This is a genomic window from Ectopseudomonas alcaliphila (assembly GCF_900101755.1).
GTDB lineage: Bacteria > Pseudomonadota > Gammaproteobacteria > Pseudomonadales > Pseudomonadaceae > Aquipseudomonas > Aquipseudomonas alcaliphila.
This window is the reverse complement of sequence record NZ_FNAE01000008.1, coordinates 145,101-159,634: the sequence shown is the minus strand read 5'-3', so window position 1 is coordinate 159,634 and position 14,534 is coordinate 145,101. Positions and strand designations below refer to the sequence as shown.

10 protein-coding genes are annotated in these 14,534 nt (G+C 63.0%); 7 read left to right on the top strand and 3 right to left on the bottom strand.

Annotated elements, in window-relative coordinates:
* Positions 1–25 precede the first annotated feature (25 nt).
* Entirely contained in the window at positions 26–1,249 is a 1,224-nt protein-coding gene (locus tag BLR77_RS20925) for an OprD family porin (protein WP_074681436.1), read from the bottom strand.
* Positions 1,250–1,520: 271 nt separating this feature from the next.
* Between BLR77_RS20925 and BLR77_RS20920 the strand changes: the two genes are divergently transcribed.
* The 5 genes from BLR77_RS20920 to BLR77_RS20900 all read left to right on the top strand — a co-directional run bounded on the left by BLR77_RS20920 (position 1,521) and on the right by BLR77_RS20900 (position 10,711).
* Complete coding sequence (locus BLR77_RS20920; protein WP_074681435.1) at positions 1,521–2,465, top strand: LysR family transcriptional regulator; 945 nt, start codon at positions 1,521–1,523, stop codon at positions 2,463–2,465.
* Between the two features lie 209 nt (positions 2,466–2,674).
* Complete coding sequence (locus BLR77_RS20915) at positions 2,675–3,652, top strand: TRAP transporter substrate-binding protein (RefSeq protein ID WP_074681433.1); 978 nt, start codon at positions 2,675–2,677, stop codon at positions 3,650–3,652.
* A gap of 66 nt (positions 3,653–3,718) precedes the next feature.
* Entirely contained in the window at positions 3,719–4,225 is a 507-nt protein-coding gene (locus tag BLR77_RS20910; protein ID WP_074681431.1) for a TRAP transporter small permease, read from the top strand.
* Between the two features lie 58 nt (positions 4,226–4,283).
* A complete protein-coding gene (locus tag BLR77_RS20905; RefSeq protein WP_074681429.1) occupies positions 4,284–5,588 on the top strand; it encodes a TRAP transporter large permease in 1,305 nt (434 codons plus the stop codon).
* A gap of 281 nt (positions 5,589–5,869) precedes the next feature.
* The gene (locus BLR77_RS20900) at positions 5,870–10,711 is read left to right on the top strand and encodes an NAD-glutamate dehydrogenase (RefSeq protein WP_074681427.1); all 4,842 of its coding nucleotides are present in this window, start codon (positions 5,870–5,872) and stop codon (positions 10,709–10,711) included.
* Positions 10,712–10,928: 217 nt separating this feature from the next.
* On the opposite strand, the gene BLR77_RS20895 is transcribed toward BLR77_RS20900, so the two are convergent.
* Positions 10,929–12,362, bottom strand: coding sequence for a M48 family metalloprotease (locus tag BLR77_RS20895; protein WP_074681425.1), 1,434 nt, complete (start codon positions 12,360–12,362; stop codon positions 10,929–10,931).
* 108 nt (positions 12,363–12,470) lie between these two features.
* On the opposite strand from BLR77_RS20895, the gene BLR77_RS20890 reads away from it, so the two are divergent.
* Positions 12,471–12,710, top strand: a complete 240-nt coding sequence (locus BLR77_RS20890) for a sulfurtransferase TusA family protein (RefSeq protein ID WP_074681423.1) — start codon at positions 12,471–12,473, stop codon at positions 12,708–12,710.
* Between the two features lie 114 nt (positions 12,711–12,824).
* Positions 12,825–13,886, top strand: coding sequence for an AI-2E family transporter (locus tag BLR77_RS20885; protein WP_074681421.1), 1,062 nt, complete (start codon positions 12,825–12,827; stop codon positions 13,884–13,886).
* Between the two features lie 174 nt (positions 13,887–14,060).
* Here the strand turns inward: BLR77_RS20885 and BLR77_RS20880 are convergent, their stop codons facing one another.
* Positions 14,061–14,534, bottom strand: a complete 474-nt coding sequence (locus BLR77_RS20880) for a peroxiredoxin (RefSeq protein WP_074681419.1) — start codon at positions 14,532–14,534, stop codon at positions 14,061–14,063.

The window sequence follows — 14,534 nt, the reverse complement described above, 5'->3', positions numbered from 1 at the left end:
TGGCCCCGTCATCAGGTTGAAGTGCTTACCAGAGCGCCAGGGTGTAGCTGAGAATCAGGCGGTTCTCGTCGAGATCGTTGGCGAAATTGGAGCGAACAGTGGCGTTACGCCATTTCAGCCCCAGGTTCTTCAGCGGGCCGTTCTGCACCACGTAGGCGATATCGGTGTTGCGCTCCCATTCCTTGCCCTCGCTGCTGCGACCGGCCACTTCGACGTTGTCACCGGAGATATAGCGGGTCATGAAGGTCAGGCCGGGGAGGCCGATGCTGGCGAAGTTGTAGTCATAGCGCACTTGCCAGGAACGCTCCTCGACGTTGGCGAAGTCGTTGATCTGTACGAAGTTGACCAGGAAGGGGTCGCTGCTGGCGATATAGGGGAACGGGTCGTCCCCGCTCATGCGCTGGTAGCCCGCGCCGAAGGCATGACCGCCCAGGCTGTAGGTGAACATGGCGCCGAACGCCTTGTTGTCCAGATCGCGGAAGTTGCCGTCCTCGCGGCTTTGCGAGTAACGCAGGTCGGTTTTGAACGACTGGCCCTCGCCCAGCGGCAGCACATGCACCAGGGTACCGTAATACTGCTGGTAGACATTCTCGAGGGTGCCATGGTGCAAGCCGGCGGTGAGTTGCGGGGTGATCTTGTACTCGCCACCGCCGAACACGAAGGAATCGCTGCTGCCGCCGATACGGTTGCCGGTCATCTTGGTGTAGTCGGTGGAGCTATTGGCCTTGATGCGGTTGATCTTGCCGCCCTGCAGGGTCAGGTTGTCGATTTCCTGAACGTTGAGCAGGGCGCCCTGGAAGGTCTGTGGCAGCAGGCGCGAGTCGTTGGCCGAGACGATCGGGCTGCGAAAGTGCAGGGCGCCGACTTTCAGCGTGCTGTTGGAGAGCCTCACCTTGCCGGTCAGGCCGAGCTTGGAATATTCATCCTGCGAACCACCGGAGCCATCGGCCGGTAGCAGGCCGCTGCCGGCCGTGCCGTCACCGGAGTCGAGCTTCAGACCGAGCATCCCCAATGCATCGATACCGAAGCCGACGGTGCCCTCGGTGTAGCCCGACTCCATGCGCAGCAGAAAGCCCTGCGCCCATTCTTCGGCCTTGTCACGGGCGCCGCTCTGGCGGAAGTCACGGTTGAAATAGAAGTTGCGCATCTCGACGCTGGCTTTGCTGTCTTCGATGAAGTCGGCATGCGCGAGCGTCGGCAGGCCGCTGCCGAGCAGCAGCGCGGATGCCAGTGGGTAATGGGGTTTCATGGGTGCAGTGTCTCCTGTTGGGAGCGCGCAGCGGCGAGGGCGGCTGCTTGGCAGAGCGCGTTTTGAATGGTCTTGTTGTGGTCTGCGCAGAGCGCGGCGCCATTCTTCAAAGCGTTGTTCGCCTGCGTCCAACGAGAAAAAACAGGGGGCCAGCGATAGGAAAAATCATCGGTCGAGCAAAAAACCTCTGGCATGCAACCTGCTACGCCCGAGGCTGCGTGGGCGCTGCTGAACAGGCCCTGATAAGAACATTGCGAAGAGGCGTTACGGCATGAATCTGAGATTTCTCGAGACCTTCGTTTGGGTGGCACGGCTCAAGAGCTTCCGCCTGACAGCCGAGAAGCTGTTCAGCACCCAGGCGTCCATTTCCAGCCGCATCGCCGCGCTCGAGGATGAACTCGGTACCCGTCTTTTTCTGCGTGATTCCAAGGGCGTATCGCTGACCCCGGAAGGGCAGAAGGTGCTCGAATACGCCGAGCGCATGATCGACACCATGCAGGCCCTGAAGCAGTCGATCAGCGATACCGGCAACATTCAGGGGCGTATTCGCGTCGGCGCGATGGATACCGTCATTCACACCTGGTTGAGTCCGTTCGTAACACGGGTGATGGAGCGCTACCCCGCCGTGGAGATCGAGCTGACTGCCGACACTGCGCGCAACCTCAACGAGCAATTGCTCAAGGGTTATCTGGATATCGTGTTCCAGACCGACATGGTCAACGGCGACAGCGTACGCAACCTGGAACTGGCCGCCTTTCCGGTGCGCTGGATCGTCCCGACCGGCTCGCTGTACCACCGCAGCTACGCCTCGATGGAGGAACTGGCGCGCGAACGCATCATCACCTTCTCGAAGAATTCACGGCCGCATCAGGACATTCTCAACCTGCTGCATGCCGGCAGCGTCAGCGCGCCACGCATCAATTGCGTCAACTCCATCGCCGCGATGACGCGTCTGGTGCGCGACGGTTTCGGTATCGGCGCGCTGCCGCAAGCGCTGGTGCATGACGAGCTCAAGCAAGGGCTGCTGAGCATTCTCGACGAGGTGCCCGAGCCGCCATCCTTGCCGGTGGTCGCCACTTGGCGTACCGGCGTGGGGCTTGAGCTCAGCGAAGACATCATCGCCCTGGCCTGCGAAGCCCTGGATGTCTACGCCGAAGAAATGGGCGCAGCCTGCATGGCGCGTGTGTCGCCCGTGCCGGAACAACAGAGCGCCTGAGCACCTTCGTTCAACAGCTTGCGGGCCCGTCCAGGGCTGCCCGCTGCTGGTGCATTGGCTGCAGAAATGCCCCTTTTCATCCCATAACGATTTCCGATCATGCGCCTCCGGTTTTTCTAGTTGGACAGGGTAGGGCGATGCGCTGAGACTCGAAATCGTCTTCCCGCCGCGTTCTGCGGCGCACAAACAACAATGAACAGGAGAGCACCATGAAAAGCATCGCATCGCGTTTCGCCATTACCGCTTTGGCTTGCGCACTGGGCTTCGGTGCCCAGGCCGCCGAGCGCTGGAACATGAGCGTCGAGCAGCCCGATGGCAACTTCATCACCACCGTGGCCAAGGAGTTCGCGCAGGATGTGGAGAAGGCCAGTGCTGGCGAGCTGCAGATTCGTGTGCACGCCAACTCGGTGCTGTTCAAGCGCCCTGAGGTCAAGCGCGCGGTGCAGACCGGTCAGGTGCAACTGGGTGACGTGCTGATGTCGGTGCTGGGTAACGAAGACCCGATCTTCGAAGTCGACAGCGTGCCGTTCCTGGTGCGCAATTACGAGCAGGCCCAGGCACTGTGGGACGCGAGCCGCCCGGCCGTGGAAGAACGCCTGGCCAAGCAGGGCATCAAGCTGCTGTACGCCATGCCCTGGTCGCCGCAGAGCATCTTCACCAAGACCCCGATCGCGAGCATGGATGACTTCAAGGGCATGAAGTTTCGTGCCTACAACCCGGCCACGTCGCGCATGACCGAATTGATGGGCGCAGTGCCGACCGTGATCCAGACCGGCGAAATCCCGCAGGCCTTCAGTACCGGCATGATCAACGGCATGCTCACCTCGCCGACCACTGGTGTGGATTCCCAGGCCTGGGACTTCTCCTCCTACTACTACGACGTCAAGGCCTTCATTCCGAAGAACTTCGTCATCGTCAACGCCCGTGCCTTCGCCCGCCTGCCGGAATCGACCCAGGCTGCCGTGCTGGCTGCTGCCGAGCGTGCGGAAAAACGTGGCTGGGCGATTGCCCAGGAGAAGACCAGTGAGCTGGTCAAGACCCTGGCCGACAATGGCATGCAGGTATCCGAGCAGGCCCCGGCGGCGGTGGAGAGCGGCTTCGAGCAGATCGGCCAGAGCATGACCGATGAGTGGCTCAAGCGCGCCGGTGCCGATGGCAAGGCGATTCTCGATACCTACCAGCCTTGATTTCGCTGCCCGCCGCTCTCGTTGTGGCGGGCTTGTCTCGTGGCTTGCCCAGGGAGCCCGTTGTTCATGACCCCACTGCACAAGCTCTACACCCTGTCCGGATGGTTGTCCGGCGTGTTTCTCGTCCTGATCTGCGTGCTGGTCGTGGCGCAGATCGTCGCCCGCCAACTGGGCACCATGGTGCCCGCTGCCGATGAGTTCGCCGCTTACGCCATGGCTGCATCGGGCTTTCTCGCCTTGCCCTACGCGTTGCAGCGCGGCGCGCATATCCGTGTGGAGCTGATATTGCGCCTGCTGCCTGCTGGCTGTCGTCGCGTGGTCGATGTGCTGGCCACCCTGGTCGGCCTGGGGATCGCCACCTATATGGCCTGGTACTGCGCGTTGTTCGTTCTGGAGTCCTATGAGTTCAAGGAAGTGTCGTCCGGTCTGTTGCCGATTCCCATGTGGTTGCCCCAGCTGCCGATGATGCTCGGCACGCTGATTCTGGTGGTGGCGATGGCCGAGCGCCTGGTGCTGGTCTGCCAGGGCAAGCGCTTCGAGGCTGTCGAAGCCGGTACGGCGATGAGCGAGTGAGCCCGCTGGCTCGACCCTTAATTGCGGCCAGCGCCGCACTGCATTCGTGAGTGAACCCGTGGACTACACAATCATTACAATCACCTTGCTGCTGGCGCTGTTCGTGCTGCTTGGCGGCGGCGTCTGGGTTGCCCTGTCGTTGCTCGGCGTCGGCATCATCGGCATGGAGCTGTTCGGCGGTGCGCCGGCCGGTTCTATTCTCGCTTCCACCAACTGGGCACACAGCGCCAGCTGGACACTGACGGCGCTGCCGCTGTTCATCTGGATGGGCGAGATCCTCTATCGCACACGGCTTTCCGAAGACATGTTCAACGGCCTGGCCCCCTGGATGCGCGGCATGCCGGGGCGGCTGCTGCACGTCAACGTGTTCGGTTGTGGCCTGTTCGCGGCGGTCAGCGGCTCTTCCGCTGCCACGGCGGCCACCATCGGTCGCATCTCCCTGCCCGAGCTGAAGTCGCGCGGCTACCCGGAGTCCATCGCCATGGGCTCGCTGGCCGGTGCCGGCACGCTCGGTTTGCTGATTCCGCCGTCGATCATGATGATCGTCTATGGCGTGGCGGCGCAGGTGTCGATCTCGCGTCTGTTCATCGCCGGTATCCTGCCGGGCCTGCTGCTGCTGGCGATCTTCAGCGGCTATCTGATGCTCTGGGCCGCCTGCAATCGCAGCAAGCTGCCAGAGGAGGGCGAGCGTCTGCCGTTCCTGGACAAACTGCGGCGGGCCAAACTGCTGATTCCGGTGCTGGGTCTGATCATCGCCGTGATCGGTTCGATCTATGGCGGCATCGCCACGGCCACCGAGGCGGCGGCAGTGGGGGTGGTGGGGGCACTGCTGATCGCGCTGGTCTCGGGGGCGCTGACCCGGGAAACCTTCATGGCCAGCCTGATGGGCGCGGTGTCCACCTCGTGCATGATCTTCTTCATCCTGCTCGGCGCGGCCTACCTGACTTCGGCCATGAGCTTCACCGGCCTGCCCGCGGCGCTGGCCGACTGGATCATCGCCAAGCAGCTGTCGCCCTACCTGTTGCTGCTGGCGCTGACCCTGTTCTTCATCGCCCTGGGCTGCTTCCTCGATGGCATTTCCATCATCCTGCTCACCACCGCAGTGATTCTGCCGGCGGTGCAGGCTGCCGGGATCGATCTGCTGTGGTTCGGCATCTTCGTCATCCTGGTGGTGGAAATGGCGCAGATCACGCCACCGGTGGGCTTCAACCTGTTCGTCATCCAGAACCTTACCGGGCGCAACCTGGGCGCCGTGGCACGTGCCAGCTTTCCGTTCTTCCTCCTGCTGGTGCTGGCCGCGATCCTGATCACACTGTTCCCGCAGATCGTGCTGGCGCTGCCCGAGGCGATGCGCGGCGCCTGACTCTCGCCGTGGCCCGTTCGCGCTCCGCGTGCGGGCCATGGCTTTCTCTTTTTGCACCGCGCCGGTGCAGCCTTGAAAGAAAATGTCGCAGCACCGCAAGCGGTTGTGGGCCAACCCTCGTTAAGCTCGCTGGTTATATGTGACCAGTCGGTCGCTCCCTTCACGCCGGTCCACATGCGACTCGCAAGTGTCATCGTCGCTTCATGGACTAACGTTGAACTAATACCTAGCGGCAGCGATCCAGACGTCCTGTCGAACCACCAGCCCAATGGAGCAAAACCATGGCGTTCTTTACGGCGGCCAGCAAAGCCGACTTCCAGCACCAACTGCAAGCGGCCCTGGCACAGCACGTGAGTGAGCAAGCGCTGCCACAAGTAGCCCTTTTCGCCGAACAGTTCTTCGGCATCATCGCCCTCGAGGAGTTGACCCAGCGGCGTCTCTCCGACCTGGTCGGCTGCACCCTGTCGGCCTGGCGCATGCTGGAGCAGTTCGATCACGCCAAGCCGCAGGTGCGCACCTTCAACCCCGATTACGAGAAGCATGGCTGGCAGTCCACCCACACGGCGGTGGAAATCCTGCATGGCGACACCCCGTTCCTGGTCGACTCCGTGCGCATGGAGCTCAATCGCCACGGCTACAGCATCCACACCCTGCAAAACAGCGTGTTCAGCGTGCGCCGTGACAAGAATGGCCAGTTGCTGGAAATCCTGCCGCGCGGTACCCAGGGCGAGGGCGTGCTGCAAGAAGCGCTGATGTTCCTGGAGATCGACCGCTGCTCCAGCTCCGCCGAGCTGAAAACCCTGGAAAAAGCCATTCACGAAATCTTCAGTGACGTGCGCATGAGCGTCGCCGACTTCCAGCCGATGAAGGCCAAGGCACGCGAGCTGCTGGCCTGGCTGGATCGCGCCAAGCTCAAGGTGGACAAGGCCGAGCTGGATGAAATCAAGGTCTACCTGAACTGGTTGCTGGACAACCACTTCACCTTCCTCGGTTACGAGGAGTTCACCGTCGCCCCGACCGCCGATGGCGGCCGCATGGTCTACGACGAGAAATCCCTGCTCGGTCTGTCCAAGCGCCTGCGCACCGGGCTGACCGCCGAGGAGCTGCACATCGAACCAGAGTCGGTGGCCTACCTGCACGAGCCGCAGTTGCTGTCCTTCGCCAAGGCTGCGGTACCGAGCCGTGTACACCGCCCGGCCTATCCGGATTTCGTCTCCATCCGCGAACTCGATGCCAAGGGCAACGTGGTCAAGGAATGCCGCTTCATGGGCCTGTACACCACCTCGGTGTATGCCGAGAGTGTGTGGAACATCCCCTACATCCGCCGCAAGGTGGACGTGATCAAGCAGCGTTCCGGCTTCGACAGCAGCGCCCATCTGGGCAAGGAGCTGGCCCAGGTACTGGAAGTGCTGCCGCGTGACGACCTGTTCCAGACCCCGGTTGACGACCTGTTCAATACCGCCCTGGCCATCGTGCAGATTCAGGAGCGCAACAAGATTCGCGTGTTCCTGCGCCGCGATCCCTACGGCCGCTTCTGCTACTGCCTGGCCTATGTGCCGCGCGACGTGTACTCCACCGAAACCCGTGTGAAGATCCAGCAGGTGCTGATGGAGCGTCTGCAGGCTACCGATTGCGAATTCTGGACCTTCTTCTCCGAATCGGTGCTGGCGCGTGTGCAGTTCATCCTGCGCGTCGACCCGAAGAACAAGACTCAGATCGACCCCGTGCGCCTGGAGAAAGAAGTCATCCAGGCCTGCCGTTCGTGGAAGGACGACTACGCCAGCCTGATGGTCGAGAGCCTCGGCGAGGCGCAAGGTACCAGCGTGCTGGCCGAATTCCCCGACGGCTTCCCGGCTGGCTACCGCGAGCGTTTCGCCCCGCACTCGGCGGTGGTGGACATGCAGCACCTGCTCAGTCTGAGCAACGACAAGCCGCTGGTGATGAGTTTCTACCAGCCGTTGGCCCAGGCAGGGCAGCAACTGCACTGCAAGCTGTACCACGCCGATACGCCGCTGCCGCTGTCCGACGTGCTGCCGATTCTGGAGAACCTCGGCCTGCGCGTGCTTGGCGAGTTCCCCTACAAGCTGCGTCGTAATGACGGCCGCGAATTCTGGATTCACGACTTCGCCTTCACCTATGCCGAAGGCCTGGACGTCGACATCCAGCAGCTCAACGACACCCTGCAGGACGCATTCATCCACATCGTCGGTGGCGATGCCGAGAACGATGCATTCAACCGCCTGGTGCTGACCGCCGCCATGCCCTGGCGTGAAGTGGCGCTGCTGCGTGCCTACGCGCGTTATCTCAAGCAGATCCGCCTGGGCTTCGACCTCAGCTATATCGCTGCGACCCTGATCAACCACGCCGATATCGCCAAGGAGCTGGTGCGTCTGTTCCGCACCCGTTTCTACCTCGCGCGCAAGCTCACCGCCGAGGACCTGGAAGACAAGCAGCAGAAGCTCGAACAGGCCATCCTCGCCGCGCTGGACAACGTCGCCGTGCTCAACGAAGACCGCATCCTGCGTCGCTACCTGGACCTGATCAAAGCCACCCTGCGCACCAACTTCTTCCAGACCGACGCCAGCGGCGCGGTCAAATCCTATTTCAGCTTCAAGCTCAGCCCGCGCCTGATTCCGGATATTCCGCGGCCGGTGCCGAAGTTCGAGATCTTCGTCTACAGCCCGCGCGTCGAGGGTGTGCACCTGCGCTTCGGCGACGTCGCCCGTGGCGGTCTGCGCTGGTCGGATCGCGAAGAGGACTTCCGTACCGAAGTGCTCGGCCTGGTCAAGGCGCAGCAGGTGAAGAACGCGGTGATCGTGCCGATGGGCGCCAAGGGCGGCTTCGTACCGCGCCGGATGCCGGTCGGTGGTTCGCGTGACGAGGTGCTGGCCGAGGGCATCGCCTGCTACCGCATCTTCATCAGCGGCCTGCTGGATATCACCGACAACCTCAAGGAAGGCGAGGTGGTTCCGCCGGTCAACGTGGTGCGCCACGACGCCGACGACCCCTACCTGGTGGTAGCGGCCGACAAGGGCACCGCGACCTTCTCCGACATCGCCAACGGCATCGCCGCCGAATATGACTTCTGGCTCGGTGACGCCTTCGCCTCCGGCGGCTCGGCCGGTTACGACCACAAAGGCATGGGCATCACCGCCAAGGGCGGCTGGGTTTCGGTGCAACGTCACTTCCGCGAGCGCGGCATCGACGTGCAGAAGGACGACGTCACCGTGATCGGTATCGGCGACATGGCCGGCGACGTGTTCGGCAATGGCCTGCTGCTGTCCGAGAGCCTGCAGCTGGTAGCGGCCTTCAATCACATGCACATCTTCATCGACCCGAACCCGGACGCCGCCAAGAGCTTCGTCGAGCGCAAGCGCCTGTTCGAGCTGCCGCGTTCGAGCTGGGCCGATTACGACACCAAGCTGATTTCCGATGGCGGCGGCATCTTCCTGCGCAGTGCCAAGAGCATCGCCATCACCCCGCAGATGAAGGCGCGCTTCGATATCGCTGCCGACAAGCTGGCGCCCACCGAGCTGCTCAATGCCCTGCTCAAGGCACCGGTCGACCTGCTGTGGAACGGCGGCATCGGCACCTACGTCAAGTCCAGCAAGGAGAGCCACGGCGACGTCGGCGACAAGGCCAACGACGCCCTGCGCGTGGACGGTCGCGAACTGCGCGCCAAGGTGGTGGGTGAGGGCGGCAACCTGGGCATGACCCAGCTCGGTCGCGTCGAATTCGGCCTGCATGGCGGCGCCAGCAACACCGACTTCATCGACAACGCCGGTGGTGTGGACTGCTCCGACCACGAAGTGAACATCAAGATTCTGCTGGGTGAGATCGTCTCGGGCGGCGACATGACCGAGAAGCAGCGTAACAAGCTGCTGGCCGAGATGACCGATGATGTGTCCGAACTGGTACTGGGCAACAACTACAAGCAGACCCAGGCGCTGTCGCTGGCCGAGCGCCGCGCCCGTGAGCACGTCGGCGAGTACAAGCGCCTGATGAATGCGCTGGAGAGCGCCGGCAAGCTGGACCGCGCCCTGGAGTTCCTGCCTTCGGACGAGGAGCTCAACGAGCGCGCCACCAACGGCCAGGGCCTGACCCGGCCGGAGCTGTCGGTGCTGATCTCCTACAGCAAGATCGACCTCAAGGAGTCGCTGCTCAAGTCCCTGGTGCCGGACGACGAGTACCTGGCCCGTGAGATGGAGACCGCCTTCCCGGCGATCCTCACCGAGAAGTTCGGCGATGCCATGCGCCGCCACCGCCTCAAGCGCGAGATCGTCAGCACGCAGATCGCCAACGACCTGGTCAACCACATGGGCATCACCTTCGTGCAGCGCCTGAAGGAGTCCACCGGCATGAGCGCGGCCAACGTCGCTGGCGCCTATGTCATCGTGCGTGATCTGTTCCGCTTGCCGCACTGGTGGTCGCAGATCGAGGCGCTGGACTACAAGGTATCGGCCGATCTGCAACTGCAGTTGATGGACGAGCTGATGCGTTTGGGCCGCCGCGCCACGCGCTGGTTCCTGCGCAGCCGCCGTAACGAGCTGGACGCTGCGCGCGACGTGGCGCATTTCGCACCGCGCATCGAAGCACTGGTCGGTCGCCTGGACGAACTGCTCGAAGGCCCGGCCCGCGAGCAGTGGCTGGCGCGCTACCAGAGCTTCGTCGAAGCCGGTACACCGGAAGAGCTGGCGCGCGTCGTCGCTGGCACCAGCCACCTGTACACGCTGCTGCCGATCATCGAAGCGGCGGACGTGACCGGCAAGGACACCAGCGAAGTGGCCACTGCCTACTTCGCCGTCGGTGGTGCGCTGGAGCTGTCCTGGTACTTGCAGCAGATCACCAATCTGCCGGTGGAGAACAACTGGCAGTCGCTGGCCCGCGAAGCCTTCCGTGATGATCTGGACTGGCAGCAGCGGGCGATTACCGTGTCGGTACTGCAGATGGCCGATGGTCCGCAGGAAATCGAGGCGCGCGTGGCGCTGTGGCTCGACCAGCATCAACGCCTGGTCGACCGCTGGAAGGCGATGCTGGCCGAGCTGCGTTCGGCGACCGGCACCGACTACGCCATGTACGCGGTGGCCAACCGCGAGCTGATGGACCTGGCGCAAAGCGCCTGAGCCGTGCGCTGAAATAAAAGAGCCCCGCCAAGTGCGGGGCTTCTTTTTGTGGCGCGGTATTCACAGGCTTGCGTAGCCCGGATGCAATCCGGGTAATTTGCCGCCGGGGTCCCGGATTGCATCCGGGCTACCACGCTGCTGTCGGTGCGCGCAGCGCACCCTAGGGTGCTTCATGGGCGGCGGGTAGGGTGCGCCGTGCGCACCGCCATGCTCCGGATCAGCGCAGCATCTGCTCGACCAGGCGCTTCTCCTCGGAGAGTTCGCGCTGACGGGCATCGATGCGCGAGGCCAGCTGGAAGTTGTTGCTGGCGCGGCGCTTGGCGAAGTCCAGCTGTTCGATGGCCTGGTTGTAGTCGCCGACCAGGGCGAAGAACTCCGCGCGTGCCTGGTGCAGGCCGATGGTGTTGCCGCTCAGGCCACGCACTTCGGCGACCTGATACCAGACGTCCGGGTCCTTGGCGCGAGTCTTGAGCAGATTGTCCAGGGCACGCTCGGCGTCCGCGATGCGTTGCTGCTTGAGTAGCAGGTCGACGCGGGCCTGCTGCAACGGGTAGTTGCTCGGGTAGAGGGCGAACATGCGCTCCTGCCGACGCTCGGCCGCGTCCAGGCGATTGGCCGCCATATCCAGCTCGATCTGCGCCAGGTTGTAGGTGATGTCGTCCGGGGTCTTGCTCAGCAGCGGCGCCAGGGTTTCACCGGCTTCGGCGAGCTGACCGGTTTTCATCTGCGCCAGTACCAGGCCGTAGCGTGCGGCATCGAGGCCGGGGTTCTCGTCGAGCATGGCGCGAAAGCGCTTGGCTGCGACGCCAGGCGTCTCTTCGTAGGTCAGCTGCACGCGGGCGCGCATCAACTGGTAACGCAGGCTGTCTTGGCGACCCTTGGCCGGAAACTGCTCGGCGCGGTTGCGGGTGTCGGCGATACGCGACTCCGACACCGGGTGAGTCAGCAGGAATTCCGGCGGCTTGGCGTCGTAACGGTACTGACGCATCAGCCGTTCGAACATCAGCGGCATGGCGCGTGGGTCGTAACCGGCCTTTTCCAGGTTGACCAGGCCGATGCGGTCGGCCTCCTGTTCGTTCTGCCGGGAGAAACGCCGTTGTTCCTGAATGGCAGCGGCCTGGGTCGACATGATGGTGGCGATACCGGCGTCGCCGGCACCTGCTGCAGCGGCGACGATACCGGCGAGCATGGCGGCCATCAGCGGCAGCTGCATGCGTTGTTGCGCCTCGACACCGCGAGCGAAGTGACGCTGCGACAAGTGCGCCAGTTCGTGCGCCATGACCGAGGCGTACTCGGCTTCGGTCTGGGCGTAGAGGAACAGACCGCCGTTGACCCCGACGATCCCGCCGGGGGCGGCGAAGGCGTTGAGCTGCGGGCTGTTGAGCAACACGAACTCCAGGCGGCGGTCCTGCAACTGGCTGGTTTCCGACAGGCGATAGACGCTGGATTCGACGAAATCCTTAAGTTGCGGGTCGTCCAGTTGCGAGACCTGGCCACGCAACAGGCCGAGCCAGGCACGGCCGAGCTGATGTTCTTGCTGTGGCGAGACGATCGAGGAGCTGGCGTCGCCTAGCGACGGCAGATCACTGGCACCCGTGTGGGCGGCGAACAGGCAGGCCAGCGTCAGCAGGGTGGGGCGCAGAAAAGTCATGCACTCAAGGCTCTCGGGAGGCAAAGGCGTTACTGTAGCCGGCCAGCTACCGCGCTGGCCAGGGTTGTGGCGGCTTGGGTATCCTAGCCGACCTATCAGGAGTAGATGATGACAGACGTACCGGCTTTCGATGCCGAGCTCGATGCCTGCGGGCTGAACTGCCCGCTGCCGTTGCTCAAGGCCAAGCTCGAGCTCAACCGCCTGGCCAGTGGGGCCGTGCTCAAGGTCAGCGCTACTGACGCCGGCTCGCAGCGCGACTTTCGTGCCTTCGCCAGCCTGGCCGGCCATGCGCTGCTGCATGAAGAGGTCGAGGCAGGTATTTATCGTTACTGGTTGCGTAAGGCCTGAGCAGCTGTTGTAGCTTGAAACATATCCCGGTGGTCATTCATGTGCGGCGTGCGCCATTTTTCATATGGCGGGCGTAGTGAAAGAACCGGCATTTCTCTGCGTTAAGGAATTCTGATGGTCAAGGTTTTGCGTAGTTGGCTGCATCGCTACTTCTCCGATGAGCAGGCCGTGGTGCTGGCGGTGCTGCTGGTGCTGGGCTTTGCGCTGGTGCTGACGCTCGGCGGCATGCTCGCGCCGGTGCTGACCGGCCTGGTGCTGGCCTTTCTCATGCAGGGGCTGGTCAACGGCCTGGAGCGCTTGAAAGTGCCGCAGGTGCTGGCGGTCTGGCTGGTGTTCACCCTGTTCATGGGCGGCCTGACGGTGTTTCTGTTGGTGCTGATGCCGTTGCTCTGGCAGCAGTTGAGCACGCTGTTCAATGAACTGCCGCGTATGGCCGCCGAATGGCAGTCGGTATTCCTGCTGCTGCCGGAGCGCTACCCGAACCTGATCACCGACGCGCAGGTCGTGCAGCTGATCGACAGCATGCGCGGCGAAGCTGGCAAGTTCGGCCAGTGGGCGTTGTCATTCTCCCTGTCCAGCCTGCCGATGCTGGTCAGCGTGATGATCTACCTGGTGCTGGTGCCGATCCTGGTGTTCTTCTTCCTCAAGGACCGCGAGCAGATCGGCCAGTGGTTTCGCGGTTATCTGCCGCGAGAGCGCGCGTTGATCACGCAGGTCGCGCAGGAGATGAATCAGCAGATCGCCAACTACATCCGTGGCAAGTTCATCGAGATCATCATCTGCGGGGTGGTCACCTACATCGCCTTCGCCTTCCTCGGCCTCAACTATGCCGCGCTGCTGGCTTTGCTGGTCGGCCTGTCGGTGGTGGTGCCTTATATCGGCGCGGTGGTGGTGACCGTGCCGGTGGCGCTGATCGGTCTGTTCCAGTGGGGCTGGAGTGATCAGTTCCTTTATCTGATGGTGATCTACGGCATCATCCAGGCGCTTGATGGCAACGTGCTGGTGCCGCTGCTGTTCTCCGAGGCGGTCAACCTGCACCCGGTGGCGATCATCTGCGCGGTGCTGTTGTTCGGCGGGCTGTGGGGCTTCTGGGGCGTGTTCTTCGCCATTCCGCTGGCGACCCTGTTCAAGGCGGTGATCAACGCCTGGCCGCGTACCGAGCCGGTGTCTGCGTAAGCCTGACCTGGGCTGCTGGAGCGATCTGGACCGCGAAATGCGTGAAATGACGGCTATCCAGCCCAATGAAAAAGGCCGCAAACGCGGCCTTTTTCAGGGGTGTCACTCGTCGAGGCGTTGGCAGCGATGCCGTAGGGTGCGCTGTGCGCACCAAAAACCACGTCACCCTACCGTTTAGCCCTTATGCAGCGCTTCGGCGGCTGCCAGCACCTTGTCGACATGGCCGGTGACCTTGAGGTTGCGCCACTCTTCACGCAACACGCCGTCCTTGTCGATCAGGAAGGTGCTGCGCACGATACCCATGTATTCCTTGCCGTAGTTCTTCTTCATTTGATAGACGCCGAACAGGTCGCACAGCTTGTGCTCTTCGTCGCTGATCAGCTCGAAGGGGAACGCCTGCTTGCACTTGAAGCTTTCGTGCTTTTTCAGGCTGTCCATCGACACGCCGAAGATCAGGGTGTTGGCGGCCTTGAACTGCTCGAAGCGAGCGCTGAAGTCCATACCCTCGGTGGTACAGCCCGGGGTCGCGTCCTTCGGGTAGAAATACAGCACGACCTGCTGGCCCTTGAGGTCGGACAGCTTTACCTGCTGGCCACTGGTGGCCTCGGCCTGGAAGTCGGCAACGGCTTTGTCGAGTTCAACGGGCAT

Bases quoted from the DNA above. Each gene is read 5' to 3' on its own strand.
- BLR77_RS20925 (WP_074681436.1), bottom strand. From the start codon at position 1,249: ATGAAACCCCATTACCCACTGGCATCCGCGCTGCTGCTCGGCAGCGGC.
- BLR77_RS20920 (WP_074681435.1), top strand. From the start codon at position 1,521: ATGAATCTGAGATTTCTCGAGACCTTCGTTTGGGTGGCACGGCTCAAG.
- BLR77_RS20915 (WP_074681433.1), top strand. From the start codon at position 2,675: ATGAAAAGCATCGCATCGCGTTTCGCCATTACCGCTTTGGCTTGCGCA.
- BLR77_RS20910 (WP_074681431.1), top strand. From the start codon at position 3,719: ATGACCCCACTGCACAAGCTCTACACCCTGTCCGGATGGTTGTCCGGC.
- BLR77_RS20900 (WP_074681427.1), top strand. From the start codon at position 5,870: ATGGCGTTCTTTACGGCGGCCAGCAAAGCCGACTTCCAGCACCAACTG.
- BLR77_RS20895 (WP_074681425.1), bottom strand. From the start codon at position 12,362: ATGACTTTTCTGCGCCCCACCCTGCTGACGCTGGCCTGCCTGTTCGCC.
- BLR77_RS20890 (WP_074681423.1), top strand. From the start codon at position 12,471: ATGACAGACGTACCGGCTTTCGATGCCGAGCTCGATGCCTGCGGGCTG.
- BLR77_RS20885 (WP_074681421.1), top strand. From the start codon at position 12,825: ATGGTCAAGGTTTTGCGTAGTTGGCTGCATCGCTACTTCTCCGATGAG.
- BLR77_RS20880 (WP_074681419.1), bottom strand. From the start codon at position 14,534: ATGCCCGTTGAACTCGACAAAGCCGTTGCCGACTTCCAGGCCGAGGCC.